Below are 23,047 nucleotides of genomic sequence, written 5' to 3' on the forward strand. Positions count from 1 at the left end.
ATAAGGCGCAAGGCTCATGAACGCTCCGGTCAACCCTAAGAAGCTCATCAAAGGCGCGACAGGCGATTGGGAAATCGTCATCGGCATGGAGATCCATGCCCAGGTGACGAGCCAAGCCAAGCTGTTCTCCGGCGCCTCGACGGCCTTCGGCAACGACCCCAACAGCAACGTCTCCCTCGTGGACGCGGCCATGCCCGGCATGCTGCCGGTGATCAACGAGGAATGCGTGCGCCAGGCCATCCGGACGGGCCTTGGCCTCAAGGCCGAGATCAACCTGCGCAGCACTTTCGACCGCAAGAACTATTTCTACCCGGACCTGCCGCAGGGCTACCAGATCAGCCAGTACAAGAGCCCCATCGTGGGCGAGGGCGAGGTGATCGTGGACGTGCCGGAGACGGGCGAGACCATCACGGTGCGCATCGAGCGCCTGCATCTGGAGCAGGATGCCGGCAAGTCGATCCACGACCTGCACCCGACCATGAGCTTCGTCGACCTCAACCGCTCCGGCGTGGCCCTGATGGAGATCGTGTCGAAGCCGGACCTGCGCTCGTCCGACGAGGCCCGCGCCTATGTGACCAAGCTGCGCACGATCCTGCGCTACCTCGGCACCTGCGACGGCGACATGGACAAGGGCAATCTGCGTGCCGACGTCAACGTCTCCGTGCGCCGTCCCGGCGACGAGCTCGGCACGCGCTGCGAGATCAAGAACGTCAACTCCATCCGCTTCATCGGTCAGGCGATCGAATACGAGGCGCGTCGCCAGATCGCGATCCTGGAGGACGGCGGCACCATCGATCAGGAGACCCGGCTGTACGATCCGGGCAAGGGCGAGACCCGCTCCATGCGCTCCAAGGAAGAGGCGCACGACTACCGCTACTTCCCCGATCCGGACCTGCTGCCGCTCGAGTTCGATCAGGCCTATGTGGACGATCTCGCGAAAGGCCTGCCGGAGCTGCCCGACGAGAAGAAGGCGCGGTTCATGGCCGATTACGGCCTCTCACCGTATGACGCGAGCGTGCTGGTGGCCGAGCGCAGCTCCGCCGACTTCTTCGAGGAGGTGGCGAAGGGCCGCGACGGCAAGGCCGCGGCGAACTGGATCATCAACGAGCTGTTCGGCCGCCTGAACAAGGAAGGCAAGGACATCTCGGAGACCCCGGTCTCGGCAGCCCAGCTCGGCGCCATCATCGAGCTCATCGGCGAGAACGTGATCTCCGGCAAGATCGCCAAGGACCTGTTCGAGATCGTGTTCACGGAAGGCGGCGACCCGGGCGAACTCGTGGAAACGCGCGGCATGAAGCAGGTGACGGACACCGGCGCCATCGAGAAGGCCGTGGACGAGATCATCGCGGCCAATCCCGACAAGGTGGAGCAGGCGAAGGCCAAGCCGACCCTGCTCGGCTGGTTCGTGGGCCAGACCATGAAGGCCACGGGCGGCAAGGCCAACCCGCAGGCCCTCAACGAGATCCTCAAGCGCAAGCTCGGGATCGAGTAAGGCCGCTCAGTCATCCCGGCGGAGCGCACCTGCGCCCGCCGGGGATCATGCAGGCACCGATGCCGTGACCTCGCAGCCCAATCCTTTCGCCCCGCACTGGCTGATCCGCGACATCGTGATCAGCTCGCACCGCGCCGCCGTCGGGCCGGGCGGATTGCTCTTCGTCGGGGACTCCCTGGTCGAAGGTTTCTACTGGAACCGCATTGGTGCGCTGCCCGTGCTGAACGCCGGCTATTCCGGCATCTGGACCGAGGCCTTGGAGCCGCGGGTGCCGCTTCTCCTGCAATCCGCAAAACCCGGCATCGCAGTGCTGCTCGTCGGCACGAACGATGCCAAGAAGGATTGCACCGAGAGTGCCCTTAATGAGGTGATGGGGCATTTCGAAACCATCGTTCGCCACTTTGAGGCCGCCGCCGTGCCGGTGATCGTCATGACGCCGCCGCCCATCGAGCGGGGCAAGCGTCTCACGAGCTTCTATTCGGCAGACGCGATGGCTTCCTTGAGCCGCCGAATCGTGCAGATTGCGGATGGCCGCGCGGCCGCCATCGTCGATCTGCACAAGGCTTTCGGCAACGGCGAAGGCGCAGCGCGCGAAGGGCTCACCACGGATGGCATTCATCTGTCGGCGGGCGCCTATCGCCGGCTGCACGATGTGCTTGAAAAGACGGTCACCTCGGTGGCTGTGAAGAAGGGGCAATGATGAACCTGGCGCTGAAAGCCGTAGACCTGCCGATCATCCGTCCCGTCCGTGACGCCGACCGGCAGGATCTCTTCGGGCTGATTGCGGTCTGCTATGCGGATTACCCTGGCTGCTTCGTCGATCCACATGACGACCTGCCGGATCTGCGCATGCCGAGCACGTCCTATGAGCGGACAGGCGGTGCCTTCTGGGCTGTCGAGGATGAGCGCGGACGCGTCTGCGCCTGCGTGGCCGTCGATTTTCCGGAAAGTGGAACGGCAGAACTGCACCGGCTCTATGTGCGTCCGGACCAGCGCGGGATGGGATTAGGCTCGCGCCTCGTGCATCAGGCCGAGGCGCACGCGCGCAGCAGAGGCGCATCACGCATGGTCCTGTGGTCCGACACGCGTTTCGTCACCGCGCATCGGCTCTACGCAAGGTTGGGCTATGTGCAGGGCGAAGGTCAGCGGCAGCTCGCGGATATTTCGCAATCGGTGGAATACAGGTTTGAGAAAAACCTTGGAAGCATCCAGACTTCGGTCTGACCGGGTGCGGATCACGGGAGGGGAGCAGCGTTCATGATGTTCGAAGTCGCAGGCGTCTTTGCCGGGATCGTGCTCGCTCAGATCTCGCCCGGCCCGAATCTCATGGCCGTCTCCTCCATCGCGCTGGGCGGCCGGCGCATGCCCGGTGCCGTTGCAGCGGCAGGAATTGCAACGGGCGTGTTCATCTGGTCCATTCTGTTCGCCTTCGGGATCGGCGCGCTGCTGAAAGCCTTTCCGCAGGCGATCACCGCCATGCGCCTTCTGGGCGGCGGTTACCTGATTTATCTCGGGCTACGCGCCCTGCGAACGGCTTTTGCGCCGTCCGCCAGAAAGCCCGATGCGGAGCGCGCCGACATGCCGGCGGGAGAAGCCTACCGTCGCGGATTGTTCGTCGTCATGACCAATCCGAAAGCGGCCCTGATGTGGGTGGCGATCTCGATGTATCTCGCGTCGCTAAGCCTCTCCACACTTCAGTTCCTGGCCATCGGCGTCGGGGCTTCCGCATCGGCCATGATCATCTACGGCACCTACGCGCTGATCTTCTCAACGGGCATCGCCATGCGGGCCTATGCCCGGTTCTTCCGCGTCATCGAAGGGAGCTTCGGTGCGGTCTTCGGCGCCATTGGCGCGAAGGTCTTCCTCGATGGCGTGCGCGAGCTGAAGGCTTGAGGCTGGTAAAACCAGCGCCGATCGAGTAGTGTCTTCCTGCGGCTGAGCGACTCAGCCGCTTTTTTACCTGCAGCCGAAGGAGGCGTCACATGGTCATGAACTTTGCTCCATGCACAATCGCCGCAATCCTTCCCTCTCAATTCGCTGCAGGTTTCTATGAAGCAGATTACGATTTCCCTTGTGTGGCTCACCGTCCGCATTGATCTCATTCCCGCCGTGCGGGAGCGCGGCCACAAGCCCCTGAAGTCTCTTCCACCCTCCGAGCTGCCCGCTTCGCTGCGCGCAAGGCTCAGCACGCACTTGCTCAAGGATATCGGAGAAGACATCAGCGGGCGCGACTGACAATGAGCGACAACCGAAGGGAGGATGCGTCACGTGCATCCTCCTGCTCTTCATCGCGCAACGAAGAGCCTCAAAGATCACAGGCTCTCCGCCGCAGGCGTGGTTCAACCCTCGGCGACGCCAAATTCCTCCGCATAGCGGTTGGCGACCCGTGTCTGCCACAGGCACAGCACCGGCGCGACGACGAGTTCGACGATCAGGCCGCCCAGCATGAAGAGCGAGGGCAGGCCGGTGAGGGCAAGGCCGATCAGGCGGCTCAAGCCGCCGATGACGACGAGCAATGTCAGCAATCGCACGCGGCCGGTGTGGACTTCGATGGAGGGCAGGGTGCTCCAGAAGCACAAGCCGATGCCTAAGAGCAGGCCGGACAGATAGCGGAAGTGGCTTTCTGCCGAGATGCTCACCGCGTCGCCCGTGAGCGCCTGCCCAAACAGCACGCCGTAGAGCCCGGTTGCCACCGGAATGGTGGCGACGATCGCCACACTTTGCTGCAGGAGCCTTCGCTCACGTTCCATGCTGGGCATGTGGTCTCCTATCTGTTTGCCTGCTTGAGAGCAGGGGCCGCACCGATGGCCACGATGACGCCGATCAATCCCATCACCAGCGAAATGCCGCCGATCACAAGCGCCGGACCTTGAGGGCCCGAGAACACGCCCACCAGCAGCCCGGCCAGCGGCTGCGACAAGTTGTTGACGGTGATCATCGCACCGGTCGTCTTGCCGAAATCCTTCTGCGGAATGATCTTCTGGCGCAGGCTTCTGAGATAGATGGTGAACATCCTGTCGAAGCCGAGGACGAGAATATAGCCGGCGGCATAGACCCCGTAATTGGGGCTGATGGCCGTCAACACGCCGCCGATGAAGATCGCCGTGTAGCCAATGGCCCCCATGGCCCTCAACGGCATGATGACATGGGCCAGGAAAGCCAGGATCGCGATGGCAGCTATGGCACTGGCGGTCTGCAGAAGCGCATAGCTCTGCTCGGACTGGCCATGGATGCCGGTCACCATCGCGGCCGATGTGGCCAGGGTTACGCCGAAGACGAAATTCAGTCCGGCCGACAGCGCGGCGGCTCTTCGCAGTCCTGGCAGATGCCAGATGTGCTTGAGGGCGATGCGGAAAGGATCGACCCAGCTGTCATGGGCCGCTTCCGGCGGGGCGAGTTCGATCCGGCTCGGGCGATGCCACAGGGTGAGCCCGAGATCCGCCAGCAGGAACAGGAATGCCGTGATGCCGACCACGATCTGCCAGGGCCACAGGGCGAGCAGGGCGGCTGCCAATAGCGGCCCGATCACCATCCCGAGCTGATCGCCGAGCTGCGAGTAGGACAGGACCTTCTCGAACCGCTGCTGCCTGAAGATCTGCGGCAGCATCACCTCGCGGGCGAGAAACCCTTGCGTCGAGAGGATCCCGCAGACCGCCGAGAGCGCGATCAGCCAGCCGATGCCGCCAAGAAGCTCGTGACCGGCAATGCCCACGGCGCAGGTGAGCAGGCGGAAGCGCTGGCTGATGACCAGCAGGGACACCGGCGACCGGCGGTCGCAGAGGATCCCGCAGACGGAGAACAGCAGGTAGCGCGGCAGGGTCTCGATGAAGAAGGCAAGCCCCGACAGTGCAGGGCTCTGCGTCGTCTGGAACACCACGAGGGGCACCAGGAACAACAGCATCTGGTCCGCCAGGCGGGCGAAGAAGAGAGAGACGAAGAAGCTGATATCCTTGGCACGCACTGGAATTCCCCGCGATCGACCCGGTGCGGCCGTCTCATGCAATACCCTGTCATATATTCTGTCGGTAGCCGGCGCCAGATCACAGGTCTTTGACGGCAGGTTCTTTTCTGTTGGACGAGAGCCGTCTAGGTTCGGGGGCAGCTGCATCGCTTCAGGGGGGATCTCATGCCGGCACGGTTCGAACTTCACGGAATTGCCTTGTCCGGCCCGACCTACAAGGTCGGCTTGCTGCTGACGCTGGCCGGCGAGCCGTTCGACTACGTCCATGTCAACATGATGCAGGGTGAGCACAAACAGCCGCCCTACATATCCAGGCAGCGCTATGGGCAGGTTCCCCTGCTCATCGACCGCAACAACGGTCGGCAGCTGTGCCAGTCCGCGGCCATCATGGAATATCTCGCCGACATGACCGGCAAGTTCGGCGGCGCCAATCTCGACGAGCGCCTGCAGGCGCGCGAATGGATGTACTGGGACTTCGACCGGCTTGCCTCGAATGTCTATCGTGCCAGGGCGATCAGGCTCGGCATCCGCCCGGCCGCACCGGAAGTGCTGGAGTTCAGCATGGCCGGGGGCAACGCCGCCCTGAAGGTGCTCGACGAGCATCTTGCCGGGCGCAGCTGGATCGTCGGCGAGGGCGTCACCATTGCCGATATCGACATTTACGGCGTCGTCGCCTTTGCGGATGACGGCGGCTTCGATCTCGCCGCCTATCCCAACATCCAGGCCTGGTCAGGGCGCTTCGAGGATCTGCCCGGATTCAAGGGCCGGAAGGATCTTCTGCCGATGGAATCCCGGGCAGCCGCATGAGCGATCTCATCATTCGAGAAGCCAGGGCCGGTGACCTCGAAGCGATCATCCGCCTGCATGAAGAGGACGAGCTGGGCTCCCACGGCGATGCATGGTCGCCTGAGACGAAGCCGGCCTATGAGGCCGCTTTCGCCGCCATCGAGCGCAGCCCCGAGAACCGATTGTTCGTGGCGGTCGACGGCAATGAGATCGTCGGCACCTTCCAGCTCACCTTCATCCCCAACCTGACGGGACGTGGCGCGACGCGGGTGAAAGTGGAGAGCGTGAAGGTCAAAACCGCGCGGCGATCATCGGGCATCGGCGCCAGGATGATGGCTTTCGCGGAAGACCACGCCCGCACACATGGCGCCCGCGCCATGGAGCTCACCTCCAGCAAGACCCGTGGGAACGCCCACCGCTTCTACGAGCGCTTGGGATTTTCCCGCAGCCATGAAGGTTTCAAGAAGAAGCTCGGCTAGTTGGTGAGACTGCCGCACCTTGAACGGCGACGTGCGGCGCTGCTGATTGAAGGCTGGACGGATTCGCGTGGGGTACCCATCGCGAGATACCGCGATAAGTTCGCGGCAGGGCCGGTTGTGCGGCCTCGCAAGCTCTTCGATACTAGCCTCCGCCGCATTCCTTTCCACTACAGCGGAGGGTTGTGAGATGTCTCCTGGAATTGAAATCAGGCGGTTTGAAAGCCCCGACCAACTGCTCGACATGAAAGAGCACGGCCGAATTTCTATTATCAGGATGGCCGATGGCACGGCTGGCATGCATGCGCTTTTCGAACCCGGCTGGACCTGGGAGGCCGACGAGAAGCCGCTGCTCGGCTCGCCCGACTCATGTCCGATGCGCCACACTGGCTACTGCATTGGCGGCAAGCTTGTGGTCCGCATGATCGATACAGGCATCGAGACGCACATCGGCCCTGGTGACTTCTTCGAGATCCCACCCGGTCACGACGCGTATGTCGAAGGCAATGACCGCGCAGAGTTGATTTTGTTCGCCCCACCCGAACACCAGCACTGACGTCCCAACGGGTCAGAGAAGCCTACGATGTTCGCTTCGCCGCCGTTATGCCGCGGAGCGAAAATCGGGACGAGTTGGGGAACGATCTGAGCATTGCCTTACGAACTGCCGGTCCTCGCCTGCAGTCGCAAGAGCCTCAGAACGAAGCTGTAAGGCTTGCCACTGAGCTGGGCGGCCACTCAGTTCAGCGTATAGATCTCGTGCCGCGCCGTGCCGGGAGGTCCCTTGCGGATCGTCACGCTCGCGTCCTGGGCCAGCGGGTGGGTTTTCAGGATGCGCTCGACAGCGCGGTACATCGCTTCCGCGTCCGGGCCGTAGAGATAGATGATCGTATCGGTCGCGCCGATGGCATGGCCGTCGACTTCGCCGAGCCCGCCCAGGGCGACCTCGAGCTGGCTCTCGAAACCCGAGAGGCCGTATTCCTCGTAAATGGCAGGAGGAAGCGACTCTCCATCGAGGCGGATGAAGAGGGCCTGCTGCGGCGGCATGGCCCTGCCTGCGGGCACCGGTTGCCGGGTGATGATGCGGGATAGCCAGTTCATGGAGAGCTCCTGTCCATTCGAGGCGTTCGTCGGAGGATGAGCATCGATTGAAGCCCGAAGGTGGCCGTCACCTTCAGGACCGATGCTTCAAGCCTCTTCAGGCCTTCGTGCCTTCCTTGAGGCGCTTGTTGCAGGCGCTCCAGAAGGCAGGCCACTTCATGGTCTTGTCGACCTTGCCGCCGGCCTTGGCTTCCTTCCACTCGAGGCTGCACTTGCTCATGCGCTCGCGGGCGGCCACCTGGGCGGCGCTCGGCGCCTTCTTCGGCTTCGTCTCGGTGGCCTGTGCGGCACCGGCGAGCGCGAAGGTCATGGCGGCCGCAAGAGCCGCGTTTACAACTCGGATCATCATCGAATCACCCCCACAGCGCCTACTTTATGTTATAAACTTTCTGAATTGTCGCGCGGCAACATGCAAGTCCCGATGAGCTGCCATGCGTCGATTTCGTGGATTTCCGTTGCAGGCGAGGGTGTCAGTTCCGATCTTATGGCTTAACGTTCCGTCGCGAACCTGTATCGCGACCTGATGAGAGGCGTTTCATGGCGGCTTCCGCGCAGCAACCGATCGATCTCTATTACTGGCCCACCCCGAACGGGTGGAAGATCACCATCATGCTCGAGGAATGCGGGCTGCCCTATGCGATTCATCCGGTGAACATCGGCAAGGGCGATCAGTTCACGCCGGAGTTCCTCACCATCTCGCCCAACAACAAGATGCCGGCCATCGTCGATCACGACGGGCCGGGGGGCAAGCCGATCTCCGTGTTTGAGTCCGGCGCCATCCTGCAATATCTCGGCCGCAAGACAGGCCGGTTCTACCCGCAGGACGAGCGGGCGCGCGTCGAGGTCGATCAATGGCTGTTCTGGCAGATGGGCGGCTTCGGCCCGATGCTCGGCCAGGTGCACCATTTCCGCATCTACGCGCCGGAAAAGGTTCCCTATGCCATCGAGCGCTACACCAACGAGACCAACCGTCTCTACGGCGTGCTGAACAAGCGCCTCGCGGATCGGGAATTCGTGGCGGGCGAATATTCCATCGCCGACATGGCCATCGCCCCGTGGGCGAAGCTCTGGGAGCGTCAGGGCCAGAACATCGAGGATTTCCCGCACGTGAAGCGCTGGCTGGAGACGATGCGCGCCCGGCCGGCAGTCCAGCGCGGTATCGCGGTCAGCTCCGAGGACCGCAACAAGACCGACCTGACCGACCCGGCCGTCCAGGCCGTGCTGTTCGGCCAGAAGGCGCGGTAGCGTTTGTATGAATCGTCATCCCGGACGGCGGAGCCGATCCGGGATCGGGTGCAGGATGTGGCGCTGAACTCCCTCTCCCGGATCTCGGGTGTTCCCGAGATCCGTTCTTGCTCGCCCAAGTCGGGAACACCCGACTTGGGACGGGAGAGGGTTGGGGTGAGGGGTTAGTGTCCTGTCCGGATAGACCTCTAACCCCTCACCCGCGCCTGACGGCGTGACCTCTCCCTCAGGGAGAGGTGAACCAGTGCCACACTCCTCCGGCGGTCCCGGATCTCCGCTGCGCTTCGTCCAGGATGACCGTGTTGACGAAAGCCTCTAGTTCACCTTCGCCCAGGTTTGCGAGCGGCAGATCAGGCCGCCGAAGACGCAGCCGGAGAGCTGCAGGGTTTTGGGGCCCGTGACCTTGAGCTTGCCCGTATAGGTCTTGCCGTCCTGCGGGTTGTAGAGCTGGCCCGTGAAGCCGTCCCCGTCCTGCTTGAGATCCCAGATCATCCTGACACCTACGATGGCGCGGTCCCGCAGTTTCGGGTCGGCATTGTTCGTGTCCTTCTGATAGGTCGAGGAGGCGATGGTGCCGCAATATTCGGCGCCGCATTTAGCGATCCTGACCCGGGTATCGCCGCTCTGGGTCACCCAGGTGCCGCTCGGATCGGCCGACTGGGCCTGGGCCGGAAGGGCCAGCATGATAAGGCCGAAGGCGGCAAGGATAGCTTTTCTCATTGTTGACTCCCTTTGGATCGGTCTTCAGCGGACCGCTCGGGGAAAGACTAGGGGAGGCGGTTAAGCTTTCCAAGCGGGCCGGGGCAAAAGGCGCTTGAGGCCTGGGGGGCACGCCGCTATAAGCGCCCCACTTCACCATTTCCCCTATAAAGAAAAGCGAGCTGTCATGGCCATCGAGCGTACTTTCTCCATCATCAAGCCCGACGCGACCCAGCGGAACCTCACCGGTGCCGTCAATGCCGTCATCGAGCAGGCCAGCCTACGGATCGTCGCCCAGAAGCGCATCCTCATGAGCCGCCGCGAGGCCGAGACCTTCTACGCGGTCCACAAGGAGCGCCCCTTCTTCGGCGAGCTCGTGGACTTCATGATCTCCGCTCCGGTCGTCGTGCAGGTGCTCGAAGGCGAGAACGCCGTGCTCCGCTACCGCGAGATCATGGGCGCCACCAACCCGGAGAGCGCCGCCGAGGGCACCATCCGCAAGCTCTACGCCAAGTCCATCGGCGAGAACTCGGTCCACGGCTCCGACAGCCAGGACAACGCCAAGATCGAGATCGCCCAGTTCTTCTCGGGCAACGAGATCGTCGGCTAAGCCTCTACGGCACAGCCTTCATGTTCAGGCCGCCTCCGGGCGGCCTTTTCATTTCTAAGCCTTTCCCTCATCATGCGCCCGCCATGAACCAAGCTCCCCGCATCGAACGCCGCGCCTCCGTCTGCCCGCACGATTGCCCCTCCGTCTGCTCCCTCGAGGTGGAGGTGATCGACGGGCGCACCATCGGGCGCGTGCATGGGGCGAAGTCGAACAGCTATACGGCGGGCGTGATCTGCGCGAAGGTGGCCCGCTATGCGGAGCGCATCCACAACCCGGACCGGCTGCTCTACCCCATGCGGCGCACCGGCCCGAAGGGGTCGGGCCAGTTCGAGCGCATCTCCTGGGACGAGGCGCTGGACATCGTGGCGCAAAAATTCCTGGAGGCGGAGCGGGAGTTCGGCTCGGAATCCGTCTGGCCCTACTACTATGCCGGCACCATGGGCTACGTGATGCGCGACGGCATCAACCGCCTGCGCCATGTGAAGAAGTATTCAGGCCAGTATTCCACCATCTGCACGGCCATGAGCTGGACCGGCTACGTGGCCGGCACCGGGCATCTGCGCGGCGCCGATCCGCGCGAGATGGCGGTCTCCGACTGCATCGTGATCTGGGGCACGAACGCGGTTCATACCCAGGTCAACGTGATGACCCACGCGATGAAGGCCCGCAAGGAACGCGGGGCCAAGATCGTCGCCATCGACATCTACAACAACGCCACCCTGAAGCAGGCCGACATGGCGCTGGTCCTGCGCCCCGGCACCGATGGTGCGCTCGCCTGCGCGGTCATGCACGTGCTCTTCCGCGACGGCTATGCGGATTGGGATTACCTGGAGCGCTACACCGACCATCCGCGTGAGCTTGAGGAGCACCTGCGCACCCGCGATCCGGCCTGGGCCTCGGCTATCACAGGATTGTCGGTGGAGGAGATCGAGGCCTTCGCCAGGCTCGTGGGCACCACGAAGCGCACCTATTTCCGCCTCGGCTTCGGCTTCGCGCGTCAGCGCAACGGCGTGGTCAACATGCATGCGGCCCTGTCGATCCCGGCCGTGACGGGCGCATGGCAATACGAGGGCGGCGGCGCACTCCATTCGAACAGCGGCATCTTCCATTGGAACAAGGCGCTGATCGAAGGCCACGACGCTATCGACAAAAGCATCCGCGTGCTCGACCAGTCGCAGATCGGCCGCGTGCTCACCGGCGACGCGGAGGCGCTCTACAACGGGCCTCCCGTGAAGGCGATGCTGATCCAGAACACCAACCCGGTCTCCGTGGCGCCCGAGCAGGAGCTGGTGAAGCAGGGCTTTGCCCGCGAGGATCTCTTCGTCTGCGTCCACGAGCAGTTCGTGACCGAGACGGCGCTGATGGCCGACATCGTGCTGCCCGCGACCATGTTCATGGAGCACGACGACCTCTATTCCGGCGGCGGGCACCAGCATTTCCAGGTCGGGCCGAAACTCATCGACCCGCCGGGCGAGTGCCGCTCCAACCACGAGGTCTTCCGCGGGCTGGCCCAGCGCCTCGGCGCCAAGCATCGCGGCTTTGCCATGGAGCCGCGCGAGATCATCGACTGGACGCTGCAGAACTCCGGCTGGGGCACGCTCGAGGACCTGGAGGCGCAGGTTCACTTTGACGCGCAGCCGCCCTTCGAGGAGGCACATTTCCTGAAAGGGTTCGGTTACCCGGACGGCAAGTTCCGCTTCAAGCCCGACTGGACCAAGGTGCCGTCCTACAACAACGGCGCCATGGGGCCCTGGGCCAGCATGCCGGCCTTGCCCGACCATTGGGGGGTTATCGAAGCGGCGACCGAGGAGCACCCGTTCCGCCTCGCCACGAGCCCGGCCCGCAACTTCCTCAATTCCAGCTTCACCGAGACGCCGACCTCGCTGGACAAGGAGCGGCGGCCCGAGGTGATGATCCACCCGGTCGATGCCGACCGGCAGGGCATCGTCGAGGGGGATTGGGTCAAGCTGAAGAACCACCGCGGCGAGGTCTATCTTCGCGCCAAGCTCTTCGAGGGCGTCCGGCGCGGGGTGCTCATCGCCGAGGGCATCTGGCCCAACGCCGCCCATCCGTATGGTCGCGGCATCAATACGCTCACCGGCGGCGATCAGGTGGCGCCCTATGGCGGAGCGGCTTTCCACGACAACCGTGTTGCGCTGGAGAAGGCGGAGATCGACCCGTCCCTGGAGCCGCCGGTAGCGCGCAAGCACCACCGCGCCGAGGCGCTCGTTGGCTGAATTCCGGATTGAAACAACTCAGTCTTCATCCTGAGGAGCAGCCTTGAGGCTGCGTCTCGAAGGATTGCCCAGTGCTCTCTGGATCCTCCTTCGAGACGGCCGCTGCGCGACCTCCTCAGGATGAGGACTGAAATAGAAGGCTTCTTGAGCAGTTTGGTCAGACCTTCTTAAGCCTATCCGCATCTCCCCCTTGATCCTGAACGGTCAAGCCTATTCTTAAACGCCGAACGTGATTTCATCTCTGGGGAGCCATCCATGATCTCGACCGCCCGTGCGCTGCTCGTTGCAGCCACCGTCTCTTTCAGCGCGACCGCCGCCTATGCGGGTGCCTCCAGCATGCCGACGCAATACCAGCCTGACCCTGCGTTAAAGAGCGAAAGCGTCTCTCAGCTGCGCGCCCGCGTAAGCCAGGCCTGCGCCATCACCCAGGCGAAGCTCCAGAGCGAGGCCAGCGAGTCCTCCCTCAACCGGGCCTGCGACTGCTATGCCGGCCGCACCATGCGTTCGCTCAGCCCCGACGAGGTGCAGGCCTATCGCGACACCGGCGTGTTCAACGACACCGCCCGCACGAAGGCGCTCACGGCGCTCGACGCCTGCAAGCTGCCGCGTCCGCAGATGTGATTTCAACCAGTCATGCGATGCAAAAAGGCCGGGCTCGCCCGGCCTTCTTCGTTTCAGCCTCTAAGGAATAGAGTGCCCAAGCCTACCCAGGCAGCAGGTCGATCACTCGCATGATGGCAACCGTAGTGCCGGTGTTCTTGCTGCGCTCCGGCATGTTTTTGGCGCAGGACCACACATCGCCCTTTTTGTAGAGGGTGTCGCTGGCTCCCGTGTCCACGGTCAGTTCGCCTTCCAGCATGTGGCAGACCATGTCGTTGCCCATGCTCGAACCGCTGGTGCTGGCGCCCGGCTGATAGATGTTGTCGCGCATCGACACGATTTTGTAGTTCGGGATCATCGTCTCGCGCTTCGAATATTCGACGCGCCTTACACCCGGAGCGACTTCCCGGCCCTCTGATGAGCCGGAGGTTTGAGCGGCAGCCGGTGCAAAGGGGAGAACAACAGACGCTACGGCAATGTTGAGCAAGGTCTGGCGACGGTTAAGCGATTCCATGGCTTCCTCCCGTCAAAGAGGCCACCCCAGCACGTCAGATTCCACGCCCGTTCCGGGCATGTGTCAATCGGTCATTGCGATCCGTTGCGCACCGCATCACGCGGCGAATGCAGCGTGCCGCTCGCATCCCACCCGCGCGAAAACATCACCCGTCCGTTCTCCAGCCGGGCCGTCCCGTCGCAGATCATCCGCAGCGCCTGCGGGTAGAGCTGATGTTCCTGCACGATCACCCGCGCGGCGAGGCTCTCCTCCGTGTCATCCGGCACCACGGGCACGACGGCCTGGGCGATGATCGGGCCGGCATCGAGCTCCGGCACCACGAAATGCACCGTGCAGCCATGCACCAGCACGCCGTCGGCCAGCGCGCGCCGGTGGGTCTGGGTGCCGCGGTAGAGGGGCAGGAGGGACGGATGGATGTTGATCATGCGTCCGGCCCAGCGCTCCACGAACCAATCCGTCAGCACCCGCATGAAGCCGGCGAGGCAGATGAAGGCGATGTCATGCTCCACCAGCGCGGCGTCGAGCACCCGGTCGAAGCTCTCGCGATCCGGGAAGGCCTTGTGGTCGATGGCAAGCGTCGCGATCCCGGCCGCTTTCGCCCGCTCCAGCCCTTCCGCGTCGGGGCGGTTGGAGAGGACGAGCGCGATCTCGGCCGGGAAGCTCGCAGCCTGAGCGGCCTCGATCAGCGAGGCCATGTTCGAGCCGCGGCCCGAGATCAGGATGGCGACGCGGCGGGTCATTAGAGCTTCAGAGCACCGGAATTCTGCACGCGCTCGCCGCCCGTGTGCGTGATCGTCTCGCCGATGCGCACCGGGTTCTCGCCCGCTTGGCGCAGGCGCTCCATGACAGCATCCGCTTGGGTCGCGCTCGCCACCACGATCATGCCGATGCCGCAGTTGAAGGTGCGCAGCATTTCGGCTTCCGCAACACCGCCGATCTTGGCGAGCCAGCCGAACACGGGCGGCACCGCGATGGCGTCGAGATCGAGGCGCACGCCCACGCCGTCGGGCAGGACGCGCGGGATATTGTCCGGAAAGCCCCCGCCGGTGATGTGGCAGAGCGCGTTGATGCCGTCGCCGCCTCTCAACACCTCCAGCAGGGCCTTCACGTAGATCCGGGTCGGCTCCAGCAGGGCTTGGGCCAGCGTCTTGCCCGGCGCGAAGGGAGCGGGCGCATCCCAGGCAAGGCCGGAATGCTCGACGATCCGGCGCACAAGGGAGAAGCCGTTGGAATGAACCCCGGATGAGGGCAGGCCGATGAGCACATCGCCTACGCTCACGTCTTTGGGGAGCAGCGTGCCGCGCTCGGCAGCCCCCACGGCAAAGCCCGCGAGGTCGTAGTCGCCCTTGGCGTAGAGCCCCGGCATCTCCGCCGTCTCGCCGCCGATCAGGGCGCAGCCTGCCTGGAGGCAGCCCTCGGCGATGCCCTTGACGATGTGGACGCCGACCTCCGGCGAGAGCTTTCCGGTCGCGAAGTAGTCGAGGAAGAACAGGGGCTCGGCGCCCTGCACGATGATGTCGTTCACGCACATGGCCACGAGGTCGATGCCGATGGTGTGGTGAATGCCCGTGTCGATGGCGATCTTCACCTTGGTGCCGACCCCGTCATTGGCCGCCACCAGGATCGGGTCCTTGAAGCCCGCGGCTTTGAGGTCGAACAGCCCGCCGAACCCGCCGATTTCCGCATCCGCGCCCGGCCGGCGCGTGGACCGCACCAGAGGCTTGATCTGGTCGACCATGGCATTGCCCGCATCGATGTCGACGCCCGCTTGGGCATAGGTCAGGCCGTTCGTCTGCTTCTCGGTCGTCATGGCTCACCCCGTGTTGGGGTGGGCAGTAAGACGGGAGGGGGCGGGAGGCAAGGGGATTTGAGCAATTGCAGGGGATTGGAGGGGTGTCATCCCCGGCGAGCGGAGCGAGGGAAGGGGATCCATGGCGCCGAGCGTGCTAGTGGATTCCCTTCCCCTCCGCTGCGCTCCGGCCGGGAATGACACTCCCGTTTCTGACGCGCTCCCACGTCATCACCGGTCTTGTGCCGGTGATCTCGATACGAGAGGCGCAACGCTTCAATTCATTGGGATGGCCGGGACAAGCTCGGCCATGACGCGTTCGCTACAGGCCATCTTATCCCCACCCCCTCTACCCCACCGATTGAACTCCGCCCCCCGAGCGTCCATCATCGCTCCCGATGACCATTCCGAACATCATCACCATCGGGCGCCTCATCATCGTGCCCATCGTGATCGTCATGATCATGCAGCAGCGGTGGGTGGCGGCCTTCGTGCTGTTCGTGGTGGCGGGGATCTCGGACGCGGTGGACGGGTTCATTGCCCGGCGGTTCGACATGCGGAGCGAGTTCGGGGCCTATATCGACCCTATCGCCGACAAGGCGCTCCTGGTCTCGATCTATGTGACCCTGGCCATCGTGGGCGCCATCCCGAGCTGGCTGGCCATCGTCGTGGTGTCGCGGGATGTGATGATCGTGGCCGCCGTGCTTCTGTCCTGGGTCATGAGCCGCCCGGTGGAGATCAAGCCGCTCCTCGTCAGCAAGCTCAATACGGGGGCGCAGATCGCGTTTGCGGCCTTCGCGCTCGCCGCCAACGCCTTCGGGGCGGAGTTCGCGGGGCTCGAGGATGTTGCCATGTTGCTGGTGGCTGCCTTGACCGTAGCCTCCGCCGGTGCCTATCTCGGGGGCTGGCTCAGGCACATGACCACCTGAAGGCCAAAAAGGGAAGCATCGGACCCAAAAGTGGACCCACTTTTGGGATCTAATCCGATGCTCCTCTTCTTGACTGGCGCATCGTTCTGGGCGGAAAACCGGGTCCACTTTTCCGCACGATGCGCTAACGTATGGGGAGCCGATGACGGTTCAACGGCAGATCGGGTTCTGGATTGCGGCGCTGGTCGTCGGGGTGCTGCTGCTGTTCGTGCTGCGCGGCATCCTGCTGCCGTTCGTGGCGGGCTTTGCGCTGGCCTACCTGCTCGATCCCCTGGCCGACCGGCTGCAGAAGACCGGTATCGGCCGCCTGGGCGCCAGCCTGCTCATCCTCGTGCTGTTCGTGCTGATCTTCATTGTCGCCCTGGTGATCCTGGTGCCCTTCGCGGCCCAGCAGGTGGGGGCCTTCGTGGAGAGGCTGCCCGGTTATGTGTCGAGGCTTCAGGAACTCGGGGCGGAGCAGCTCGGCCCGCTCATCCGCCGCCTCGGTCTCGAGGATGCCCTGCCGGCGGCACCTCCCTCCGTGGGCAATCTGATCAGCCAGGGCATCGCCTGGATGACCACCTTCCTCCAGGGGCTGTGGTCCGGCGGGCAGGCGCTGATCGGCATCTTCTCCCTGCTGGTGGTCACCCCGGTGGTGGCCTTCTACATGCTCGTCGACTGGGACCGCATGGTGAGAACCGTCGATTCCTGGATGCCCATGAGCCACCGGGACACGATCCGCGACATTGCCCGCGACATCGACCGGGCCATCGCCGGCTTCGTGCGCGGGCAGGCCCTGGTCTGCCTCATCCTCGGCACCTTCTATGCGGTGAGCCTTGCCCTCATCGGGCTCAATTTCGGTGTCCTGATCGGCATGACCGCGGGCCTGTTGAGCTTCATCCCCTATGTGGGTTCGCTCACCGGCCTCATCCTGTCGGTGGGCGTCGCCATCGTGCAGTTCTGGCCGGACTGGACCATGATCGCCGCAACACTCGGCATCTTCATCTTCGGCCAGTTCGTCGAGGGCAACATCCTGTCGCCGAAGCTGGTGGGTGAATCCGTCGGCCTTCACCCGGTCTGGCTCATGTTCGCGCTCGTGGCCTTCGGCGCGCTCTTCGGCTTCGTCGGCCTGCTGCTCGCCGTGCCGCTCGCGGCCGCCATCGGGGTCATCGCCCGCTTTGCCCTGCGCCAGTATCTGGCGAGCCCCCTCTACCGCGGCACGGACCCAGTGATCCTCAAGCCCCGCATCGAGATCGACCACAAGGCCAATCGCGATGCGTGAGGCGCCCAAGCAGCTCGCCTTCGACCTTCCGCTGGATCCCCGCTTCGGCGCCGAGGACTTCCTCGTCAGCCCGTCCAACGAGCAGGCCTACGGCCTCATCGAGACCTGGCCCGACTGGCCGGACACGATCCTCCTGCTCGTCGGCCCCCGCGGCAGCGGCAAGAGCCATCTGGCCTCCATCTGGGCGACGACCGCCCATGCCTGGACCGTCGACGCGGCTGCGATTAGCCATGACAAGGTCCCGCACCTCGTCTCGAACGGGGCGCTCGCCATCGAGGACATGGATCGGGGTGAGCGCGACGAGGCGGCCCTGTTCCACCTCTTGAACCTCGCGCGGGAGAAGAAGGCGTCCCTGCTGATAACCTGCGAGACGCCCCCCGACCGCTGGTCCCTGAAGACTCCCGATCTCCTGTCCCGCCTGCGGCTGGCGCCGAGCGTCGCCCTGGGCGCGCCGGACGATGCCCTTCTCAAGGCCGTGCTGGTGAAGCTGTTCGTGGACAGGCAACTCGTGGTCGACACCTCCGTTGTCGACTATATTGCTCTGCGGATCGAACGCTCGCTCGCCAAGGCCTCCGAGATCGTGGCACTCCTCGACCGGGAGGCCCTGAGCCGGGGCCGGCGCGTCTCGCGGGTGATCGCGGCCGAGATTTTAGGCGCCGCGCAGGAAACGGATGAGAACGAGTGAAGCCAGACACTGACGCCTTGTTGTCGAACCGTCGTGAAACCGTCACGAAGCCCAGAGCAAAACGAGCGCCGAAGAAGGAAGCGGCGGAGAACGAGGTGCGCAGCGCGATTGCCCTGAAAGAGGTGGAGACCGTCAGCGAAGCACCGCTGCCCAAGGCTCCGCCGGATATCGAGTTCGACGGTGCGGCGCTGCGGAAGTTTCCCCAGCGATTCATCAACCGGGAACTTTCCTGGCTGCAGTTCAACCGGCGGGTGCTGGAAGAAGCCTCCAACGCCCATCACCCGCTCCTGGAGCAGCTGCGCTTTCTCTCGATCTCGGCCGAGAACCTGGACGAGTTCTTCATGGTCCGCGTCGCGGGCCTGCGCGGCCAGGTCCGCTCGGATGTGGCGACCATGTCCCAGGATGGGCTCTCGCCGCAGGAGCAGCTTGCGAAAATTTCCGCCGCGGTCTCGCACCTGGCCTCCGACCAGCAGCGGCGCTGGCGCGAGTTGCGCGACATCCTCCTGGAGGAAGGCATCGTTCTGACCGATGGAGCGGGCCTGACGAAGGCCGAGGCCTCCTGGCTCGAGGATTACTTCCTCAACCACATCTTCCCGGTGCTCACGCCGCTCGCCATCGACCCGGCGCACCCGTTTCCGTTCATTCCGAATCTCGGCGCCTCCATCGCCCTGAAGCTGGTGCGCCAGAGCGACGGCAAGGTGCTGAACGCCCTGATCCGCCTGCCGTCCCGGGGCGAGCGCTTCATCCGCCTGCCGGATTTCGCCGAGACCGGGGCCACGCGCTTCATCGCCCTCGAGCAGATGATCGTGCTGTTCACGAGCAGGCTTTTTCCCGGCTACGACGTGCAGGGGCAGGGCGCTTTTCGGGTGATCCGCGACTCCGACATCGAGGTCGAGGAAGAGGCCGAGGATCTGGTGCGCCTGTTCGAGACGGCTCTCAAGCAGCGCCGCCGCGGCAGCGTGATCCGCCTGGAGGTCGAGGCGGCTATGCCCGAGGACCTGCGCCTCTTCGTGGCCGAGGAATCCGAGGTCTCCCACGACGAGGTCTTCGTGGTCGAGGGCATGATGGGCCTGCGCGACCTGTCGCAGCTCGTGGCGCTGGAGCGACCGGACCTCAAGTTCAAGCCGTACAATCCGCGCTTTCCCGAGCGCATCCGCGAGCACAGCGGCGATTGTTTTGCTGCGATCCGCGAGAAGGACATCATCGTCCACCATCCTTACGAATCCTTCGACGCCGTGGTGCAGTTCCTGCGTCAGGCGGCGCGGGACCCGAACGTGGTGGCGATCAAGCAGACGCTCTACCGCACCTCGTCGGACTCGCCCATCGTGGCGGCATTGGCCGAGGCGGCCGAAGCGGGCAAGTCCGTGACCGCGCTGGTGGAGCTCAAGGCGCGGTTCGACGAGGAGGCCAATATCCGCTGGGCGCGCGACCTGGAGCGCGCGGGCGCCCAGGTGGTGTTCGGCTTCATCGAGCTCAAGACCCACGCGAAGCTGTCCATGGTCGTGCGCCGCGAAGGCAGCCAGCTCATCACCTATTGCCACGTGGGCACGGGCAACTACCACCCGATCACGGCGCGCATCTACACGGACCTGTCCTACTTCACCGCCGATCCGGTGATCGGCCGCGACGTGTCGCGGATCTTCAACTTCGTCACCGGCTATGCGGAGCCGGCGGAGCTGGAGCGCATGGCGGTCTCGCCGCTCACCCTCAAGAAGCGACTTCTCCAGCACATCGACGAGGAGGTGGCGCACGCCAAGGCGGGGCGGCCCGGGGCGATTTGGGGCAAGTGCAATTCGCTGGTCGACCCCGACATCATCGATGCGCTCTACGATGCGTCTGCCGCCGGCGTGCAGATCGACCTCATCGTGCGCGGCATCTGCTGCCTCAGGCCCGGCATCAAGGGCCTGTCGGAGAACATCCGGGTCAAGTCCATCGTCGGGCGCTTCCTGGAGCACACGCGCATCTATGCCTTCGGCAACGGGCACGGGATGCCCAACCCCAAGGCCCATGTGTACATCTCGTCCGCGGATCTCATGTCGCGCAACCTCGACCGCCGCGTCGAGGCCCTGATGCCGATCGTCAACACCACGGTGCACCAGCAGGTGCTCGACCAGATCATGCTCGCCAACCTGCTCGACAACGAGCAGAGCTGGACGGTACTCCCCGACGGAACGAGTCAGCGGGTGGTGCCGGCCAAGGGCGAGGAACCATTCAACGCGCACAAGTATTTCATGACGAACCCGAGTCTCTCAGGCCGTGGCAAATCCCTCAAGACCTCCAGCCCCAAAGCGCTCGCCAAGCGCGGGCAGCGCTAGCATGCCGGCGCTCAGCCATGAGGCTCCGGGGCGGCTCAAGCTCGGCCGCCCGGTGGCGATCATCGACATCGGGTCGAACTCCGTGCGCCTCGTGGCCTATGAGGGCCTGTCGCGGGCCGTCACGCCGATCTACAACGAGAAGGTTCTCTGCGGCCTCGGCCGTCATGTGGCCACCACAGGCCGCCTCGACGAGGAAGCCGTGGACCGTGCCCTGCGGGCGCTCGCGCGGTTCCGGGTTCTCTGCGACACGATGAACGTGTCCGACATCTTCGTGCTGGCCACCGCGGCCGCGCGCGACGCTTCCAACGGTCCTGCCTTCCTGGAGGCTGCGGCGAAAGCCTGCGGACAGCCGATCAGCCTGTTGTCCGGCGCCGAGGAGGCGCGGGCCTCGGCGCTCGGCGTCATCGCCGGCTTCCATGATCCGGACGGCATCGTCGGCGACATGGGCGGCGGCAGCCTGGAGCTGGTGGACGTGCGCGGCTCGCAGGTGGGGCAGGGCATCACCATGCCGCTCGGCGGCCTCGCCCTGCTGGACGTCAGCGGCGGCTCGTTGAAGAAGGCCCAGAAGATCGTGCGCGAAGCTCTTGAACGCGCACCCGAATATCTCGAAAACCTGCATGGCCGCACCTTCTATGCAGTGGGCGGCACATGGCGCGCCCTCGCCAAGCTGCATCAGGCGGCGCACGATTACCCGCTCCACGTGATGCACGGCTACATCCTCGATCCCGAGGATGGTCTCGACTTCCTGCATCTCGTGGAGGAGGCCGATTCCAAGACCCTCAAGGACATCGAGAGCATCTCGGAGGCACGCCGCCCGCTGCTCGCCTACGGGGCCATGGTGCTGGAAGAAATCATCCGTCTCGGCGAGCCGAAGGAGGTGGCGATTTCCGCCTTCGGCGTCCGCGAGGGCGTGCTGTTCGACAAGCTCGACGCGCAGACGCGCGAGCGCGATCCGCTCATCGCGGCCGCCAGCGACCTCAACCTCCTGCGCTCCCGCTCGCCGCGCCATGGCGAGGAGCTGTGCGCGTGGACGGAAGCCTTCATCCGCAGCCTCGGCCTGCCGGAGACGGATGACGACATCCGCCTGCGCCGTGCGGCCTGCCTGCTCGCCGATATCGGCTGGCGCGCCCATCCCGATTACCGGGGCGAGCAGAGCCTCAACCTCATCGCCTATGGGGCCTTCGCCGGGCTCGACCATCCGGGCCGCGCCTATCTGGCATTGTCGATCTTCTTCCGGCACGAGGGGCTCTCGCCGGACAAGGTGGGGTCCCGCATCAAGACGCTCGCCGGCCCGCGCCTCATGGAACGCGCCCGCCTGCTCGCGGCGCTGATGCGCGTGGCGTATCCGGTCTCGGTTGCCATGGAGGGCGTTCTGCCCCAGGTGCCCCTGCTCGCCCGGGGCAGCCAGATTGTGCTGCAGCTGCCGGCCCATCTGGAGCCCCTCGCCAATGAACGCCTGAGGGGCCGCCTGCGGGGCCTGGGCAAGCTCCTGAACATGGAAACACTGATCGAGATCGTGTGACGCGGTGGCCGAGATCAAGACCAAGGCCTCGCGCATCGTCTACGAGAACCGCTGGATGCGCGTCCGCGAGGACACCATCGAGCGGCAGGATGGCTCGCCCGGCATCTATGGGGTCGTCGAGAAGACGGATTTCGCCGTCATCGTGCCTCTCGACCACGGCCTGATCCATCTGGTGGAGCAGTATCGCTACCCGGTGCAGGGCCGCTACTGGGAGCTGCCGCAGGGCTCATGGGAAGATGCGCCCGGCACCGATCCGCTGGAACTCGCCCGCGCCGAACTGCGGGAGGAGACGGGGCTGACTGCGGAAAGCATGATCCATGTGGGCCATCTGTTCGAGTGCTACGGCTACTCGACCCAAGGCTACCACATCTATCTCGCGCAGGGGCTTCATCTTGGTGAAGCGCAGCGCGAGCCAACCGAGCAGGACATGGTGAGCCGCGCGTTCTCGGTTGAGGAAGTGTTGGCGATGATTACCGAAGGGGTGATCAAGGATGCGACGACGGTCGCGGCGCTGGGAATGCTGTGGCTGAAGGGGGTTCTCTGAACGATTTTCAGCTCCCTTGCCGTCATGCCCGGACTTGTTCCGGGCATCCACGTTTCCAGCCTCACATCCTCCCCCGTCATTCCGGGGCCGCGTAGCGGAACCCGGAAGCCATAACCGTTGACGATGCAGAAAGAGGCCAACGGCTGCTCGTCTCTTCCTGAGACGTCGTGGTTATGGATCCCCGCCTGCGCGGGGATGACAGCGTGGTGGGGCGGCACCACCGAGCGAACGGCGAGACGGGTGCGAGAGGATCGGATGCCCAGCTCCGCGTCCGGACGCTGCAA

The 23,047-nt window shown here is 64.6% G+C and carries 26 protein-coding genes; 18 read left to right on the plus strand and 8 right to left on the minus strand.

The window, feature by feature from the left end; all coding sequences use genetic code 11:
* Window positions 1–16: 16 nt before the first annotated feature.
* The 5 genes from gatB (at window position 17) to IC232_RS18220 (ending at window position 3,727) form a co-directional block, all read left to right on the plus strand.
* Window positions 17–1,492, plus strand: coding sequence for an Asp-tRNA(Asn)/Glu-tRNA(Gln) amidotransferase subunit GatB (gene gatB / locus IC232_RS18200; RefSeq protein ID WP_190846403.1), 1,476 nt, complete (start codon window positions 17–19; stop codon window positions 1,490–1,492).
* A 64-nt stretch (window positions 1,493–1,556) separates the two neighbouring features.
* On the plus strand, window positions 1,557–2,192 hold the full coding sequence (locus IC232_RS18205) for an SGNH/GDSL hydrolase family protein (RefSeq protein WP_190846404.1): 636 nt from the start codon (window positions 1,557–1,559) through the stop codon (window positions 2,190–2,192).
* On the plus strand, window positions 2,189–2,716 hold the full coding sequence (locus tag IC232_RS18210; RefSeq protein WP_190846405.1) for a GNAT family N-acetyltransferase: 528 nt from the start codon (window positions 2,189–2,191) through the stop codon (window positions 2,714–2,716). Before IC232_RS18205 ends, IC232_RS18210 begins: the two co-directional genes overlap by 4 nt.
* A gap of 33 nt (window positions 2,717–2,749) precedes the next feature.
* Window positions 2,750–3,385, plus strand: coding sequence for a LysE family translocator (locus IC232_RS18215; RefSeq protein WP_210335415.1), 636 nt, complete (start codon window positions 2,750–2,752; stop codon window positions 3,383–3,385).
* A gap of 156 nt (window positions 3,386–3,541) precedes the next feature.
* The gene (locus IC232_RS18220) at window positions 3,542–3,727 is read left to right on the plus strand and encodes a hypothetical protein (protein WP_190846406.1); all 186 of its coding nucleotides are present in this window, start codon (window positions 3,542–3,544) and stop codon (window positions 3,725–3,727) included.
* Between the two features lie 104 nt (window positions 3,728–3,831).
* Here the strand turns inward: IC232_RS18220 and IC232_RS18225 are convergent, their stop codons facing one another.
* Both IC232_RS18225 and IC232_RS18230 read right to left on the minus strand, forming a co-directional pair.
* Window positions 3,832–4,242, minus strand: a complete 411-nt coding sequence (locus IC232_RS18225; protein ID WP_190846474.1) for a DUF4345 domain-containing protein — start codon at window positions 4,240–4,242, stop codon at window positions 3,832–3,834.
* A gap of 17 nt (window positions 4,243–4,259) precedes the next feature.
* The gene (locus IC232_RS18230) at window positions 4,260–5,453 is read right to left on the minus strand and encodes an MFS transporter (protein ID WP_210335416.1); all 1,194 of its coding nucleotides are present in this window, start codon (window positions 5,451–5,453) and stop codon (window positions 4,260–4,262) included.
* A gap of 165 nt (window positions 5,454–5,618) precedes the next feature.
* On the opposite strand from IC232_RS18230, the gene IC232_RS18235 reads away from it, so the two are divergent.
* The 3 genes from IC232_RS18235 (at window position 5,619) to IC232_RS18245 (ending at window position 7,271) form a co-directional block, all read left to right on the plus strand.
* Window positions 5,619–6,260 (plus strand): glutathione S-transferase family protein, encoded by a 642-nt coding sequence (locus IC232_RS18235; RefSeq protein ID WP_190846408.1) that lies wholly within the window; start codon window positions 5,619–5,621, stop codon window positions 6,258–6,260.
* The gene (locus tag IC232_RS18240; RefSeq protein ID WP_190846409.1) at window positions 6,257–6,718 is read left to right on the plus strand and encodes a GNAT family N-acetyltransferase; all 462 of its coding nucleotides are present in this window, start codon (window positions 6,257–6,259) and stop codon (window positions 6,716–6,718) included. Before IC232_RS18235 ends, IC232_RS18240 begins: the two co-directional genes overlap by 4 nt.
* A gap of 187 nt (window positions 6,719–6,905) precedes the next feature.
* On the plus strand, window positions 6,906–7,271 hold the full coding sequence (locus tag IC232_RS18245; RefSeq protein WP_190846410.1) for a cupin domain-containing protein: 366 nt from the start codon (window positions 6,906–6,908) through the stop codon (window positions 7,269–7,271).
* A gap of 179 nt (window positions 7,272–7,450) precedes the next feature.
* Here IC232_RS18245 and IC232_RS18250 read toward each other — a convergent pair whose 3' ends face one another.
* Complete coding sequence (locus IC232_RS18250; RefSeq protein ID WP_190846411.1) at window positions 7,451–7,813, minus strand: hypothetical protein; 363 nt, start codon at window positions 7,811–7,813, stop codon at window positions 7,451–7,453.
* Window positions 7,814–7,910: 97 nt separating this feature from the next.
* Window positions 7,911–8,162, minus strand: a complete 252-nt coding sequence (locus IC232_RS18255; protein WP_190846412.1) for a hypothetical protein — start codon at window positions 8,160–8,162, stop codon at window positions 7,911–7,913.
* 188 nt (window positions 8,163–8,350) lie between these two features.
* On the opposite strand from IC232_RS18255, the gene IC232_RS18260 reads away from it, so the two are divergent.
* Window positions 8,351–9,058 carry a glutathione S-transferase N-terminal domain-containing protein gene (locus tag IC232_RS18260; protein WP_190846413.1) on the plus strand — a complete coding sequence of 236 codons (708 nt, stop codon included), beginning with the start codon at window positions 8,351–8,353 and terminating at the stop codon, window positions 9,056–9,058.
* 315 nt (window positions 9,059–9,373) lie between these two features.
* Here IC232_RS18260 and IC232_RS18265 read toward each other — a convergent pair whose 3' ends face one another.
* A complete protein-coding gene (locus tag IC232_RS18265; protein ID WP_190846414.1) occupies window positions 9,374–9,778 on the minus strand; it encodes a DUF2147 domain-containing protein in 405 nt (134 codons plus the stop codon).
* A 166-nt stretch (window positions 9,779–9,944) separates the two neighbouring features.
* Between IC232_RS18265 and ndk the strand changes: the two genes are divergently transcribed.
* From ndk to IC232_RS18280, 3 genes are all read left to right on the plus strand, one after another.
* Window positions 9,945–10,367: a nucleoside-diphosphate kinase gene (gene ndk, locus IC232_RS18270; protein WP_190846415.1), complete on the plus strand. Its 423-nt coding sequence runs from the start codon at window positions 9,945–9,947 to the stop codon at window positions 10,365–10,367.
* An 83-nt stretch (window positions 10,368–10,450) separates the two neighbouring features.
* A complete protein-coding gene (locus tag IC232_RS18275; protein WP_190846416.1) occupies window positions 10,451–12,604 on the plus strand; it encodes a molybdopterin-dependent oxidoreductase in 2,154 nt (717 codons plus the stop codon).
* A 255-nt stretch (window positions 12,605–12,859) separates the two neighbouring features.
* Entirely contained in the window at window positions 12,860–13,225 is a 366-nt protein-coding gene (locus IC232_RS18280) for a hypothetical protein (protein ID WP_190846417.1), read from the plus strand.
* 82 nt (window positions 13,226–13,307) lie between these two features.
* Here the strand turns inward: IC232_RS18280 and IC232_RS18285 are convergent, their stop codons facing one another.
* From IC232_RS18285 to purM, 3 genes are all read right to left on the minus strand, one after another.
* Entirely contained in the window at window positions 13,308–13,718 is a 411-nt protein-coding gene (locus IC232_RS18285) for a cupin domain-containing protein (protein WP_190846418.1), read from the minus strand.
* 71 nt (window positions 13,719–13,789) lie between these two features.
* Window positions 13,790–14,458 carry a phosphoribosylglycinamide formyltransferase gene (gene purN, locus IC232_RS18290; RefSeq protein ID WP_190846419.1) on the minus strand — a complete coding sequence of 223 codons (669 nt, stop codon included), beginning with the start codon at window positions 14,456–14,458 and terminating at the stop codon, window positions 13,790–13,792.
* Window positions 14,458–15,528 (minus strand): phosphoribosylformylglycinamidine cyclo-ligase, encoded by a 1,071-nt coding sequence (gene purM, locus IC232_RS18295; RefSeq protein ID WP_190846420.1) that lies wholly within the window; start codon window positions 15,526–15,528, stop codon window positions 14,458–14,460. Before purM ends, purN begins: the two co-directional genes overlap by 1 nt.
* A 377-nt stretch (window positions 15,529–15,905) precedes the next feature.
* Between purM and IC232_RS18300 the strand changes: the two genes are divergently transcribed.
* The 6 genes from IC232_RS18300 (at window position 15,906) to IC232_RS18325 (ending at window position 22,763) form a co-directional block, all read left to right on the plus strand.
* Window positions 15,906–16,436 carry a CDP-alcohol phosphatidyltransferase family protein gene (locus IC232_RS18300; protein WP_190846421.1) on the plus strand — a complete coding sequence of 177 codons (531 nt, stop codon included), beginning with the start codon at window positions 15,906–15,908 and terminating at the stop codon, window positions 16,434–16,436.
* Window positions 16,437–16,578: 142 nt separating this feature from the next.
* On the plus strand, window positions 16,579–17,697 hold the full coding sequence (locus tag IC232_RS18305; protein WP_190846422.1) for an AI-2E family transporter: 1,119 nt from the start codon (window positions 16,579–16,581) through the stop codon (window positions 17,695–17,697).
* Window positions 17,690–18,382: a DnaA ATPase domain-containing protein gene (locus IC232_RS18310; protein WP_190846423.1), complete on the plus strand. Its 693-nt coding sequence runs from the start codon at window positions 17,690–17,692 to the stop codon at window positions 18,380–18,382. Before IC232_RS18305 ends, IC232_RS18310 begins: the two co-directional genes overlap by 8 nt.
* A 146-nt stretch (window positions 18,383–18,528) precedes the next feature.
* A complete protein-coding gene (locus tag IC232_RS18315; protein ID WP_246812282.1) occupies window positions 18,529–20,697 on the plus strand; it encodes an RNA degradosome polyphosphate kinase in 2,169 nt (722 codons plus the stop codon).
* Window position 20,698: 1 nt separating this feature from the next.
* Window positions 20,699–22,219, plus strand: coding sequence for an exopolyphosphatase (gene ppx / locus IC232_RS18320; protein ID WP_190846425.1), 1,521 nt, complete (start codon window positions 20,699–20,701; stop codon window positions 22,217–22,219).
* 55 nt (window positions 22,220–22,274) lie between these two features.
* The gene (locus IC232_RS18325) at window positions 22,275–22,763 is read left to right on the plus strand and encodes an NUDIX hydrolase (RefSeq protein ID WP_190846475.1); all 489 of its coding nucleotides are present in this window, start codon (window positions 22,275–22,277) and stop codon (window positions 22,761–22,763) included.
* Window positions 22,764–23,047 lie beyond the last annotated feature (284 nt).

This window comes from Microvirga sp., assembly GCF_014699075.1.
Lineage (GTDB): Bacteria > Pseudomonadota > Alphaproteobacteria > Rhizobiales > Beijerinckiaceae > Microvirga.

Bases quoted from the DNA above. Each gene is read 5' to 3' on its own strand.
- purM (WP_190846420.1), bottom strand. From the start codon at position 15,528: ATGACGACCGAGAAGCAGACGAACGGCCTGACCTATGCCCAAGCGGGC.
- IC232_RS18235 (WP_190846408.1), top strand. From the start codon at position 5,619: ATGCCGGCACGGTTCGAACTTCACGGAATTGCCTTGTCCGGCCCGACC.
- IC232_RS18275 (WP_190846416.1), top strand. From the start codon at position 10,451: ATGAACCAAGCTCCCCGCATCGAACGCCGCGCCTCCGTCTGCCCGCAC.
- IC232_RS18285 (WP_190846418.1), bottom strand. From the start codon at position 13,718: ATGGAATCGCTTAACCGTCGCCAGACCTTGCTCAACATTGCCGTAGCG.
- ppx (WP_190846425.1), top strand. From the start codon at position 20,699: ATGCCGGCGCTCAGCCATGAGGCTCCGGGGCGGCTCAAGCTCGGCCGC.
- IC232_RS18245 (WP_190846410.1), top strand. From the start codon at position 6,906: ATGTCTCCTGGAATTGAAATCAGGCGGTTTGAAAGCCCCGACCAACTG.
- IC232_RS18240 (WP_190846409.1), top strand. From the start codon at position 6,257: ATGAGCGATCTCATCATTCGAGAAGCCAGGGCCGGTGACCTCGAAGCG.
- purN (WP_190846419.1), bottom strand. From the start codon at position 14,458: ATGACCCGCCGCGTCGCCATCCTGATCTCGGGCCGCGGCTCGAACATG.
- IC232_RS18210 (WP_190846405.1), top strand. From the start codon at position 2,189: ATGATGAACCTGGCGCTGAAAGCCGTAGACCTGCCGATCATCCGTCCC.
- IC232_RS18255 (WP_190846412.1), bottom strand. From the start codon at position 8,162: ATGATGATCCGAGTTGTAAACGCGGCTCTTGCGGCCGCCATGACCTTC.
- ndk (WP_190846415.1), top strand. From the start codon at position 9,945: ATGGCCATCGAGCGTACTTTCTCCATCATCAAGCCCGACGCGACCCAG.
- IC232_RS18305 (WP_190846422.1), top strand. From the start codon at position 16,579: ATGACGGTTCAACGGCAGATCGGGTTCTGGATTGCGGCGCTGGTCGTC.
- IC232_RS18300 (WP_190846421.1), top strand. From the start codon at position 15,906: ATGACCATTCCGAACATCATCACCATCGGGCGCCTCATCATCGTGCCC.
- IC232_RS18265 (WP_190846414.1), bottom strand. From the start codon at position 9,778: ATGAGAAAAGCTATCCTTGCCGCCTTCGGCCTTATCATGCTGGCCCTT.
- IC232_RS18220 (WP_190846406.1), top strand. From the start codon at position 3,542: ATGAAGCAGATTACGATTTCCCTTGTGTGGCTCACCGTCCGCATTGAT.
- IC232_RS18325 (WP_190846475.1), top strand. From the start codon at position 22,275: ATGCGCGTCCGCGAGGACACCATCGAGCGGCAGGATGGCTCGCCCGGC.
- IC232_RS18280 (WP_190846417.1), top strand. From the start codon at position 12,860: ATGATCTCGACCGCCCGTGCGCTGCTCGTTGCAGCCACCGTCTCTTTC.
- IC232_RS18310 (WP_190846423.1), top strand. From the start codon at position 17,690: ATGCGTGAGGCGCCCAAGCAGCTCGCCTTCGACCTTCCGCTGGATCCC.
- IC232_RS18225 (WP_190846474.1), bottom strand. From the start codon at position 4,242: ATGGAACGTGAGCGAAGGCTCCTGCAGCAAAGTGTGGCGATCGTCGCC.
- gatB (WP_190846403.1), top strand. From the start codon at position 17: ATGAACGCTCCGGTCAACCCTAAGAAGCTCATCAAAGGCGCGACAGGC.
- IC232_RS18250 (WP_190846411.1), bottom strand. From the start codon at position 7,813: ATGAACTGGCTATCCCGCATCATCACCCGGCAACCGGTGCCCGCAGGC.
- IC232_RS18260 (WP_190846413.1), top strand. From the start codon at position 8,351: ATGGCGGCTTCCGCGCAGCAACCGATCGATCTCTATTACTGGCCCACC.
- IC232_RS18215 (WP_210335415.1), top strand. From the start codon at position 2,750: ATGATGTTCGAAGTCGCAGGCGTCTTTGCCGGGATCGTGCTCGCTCAG.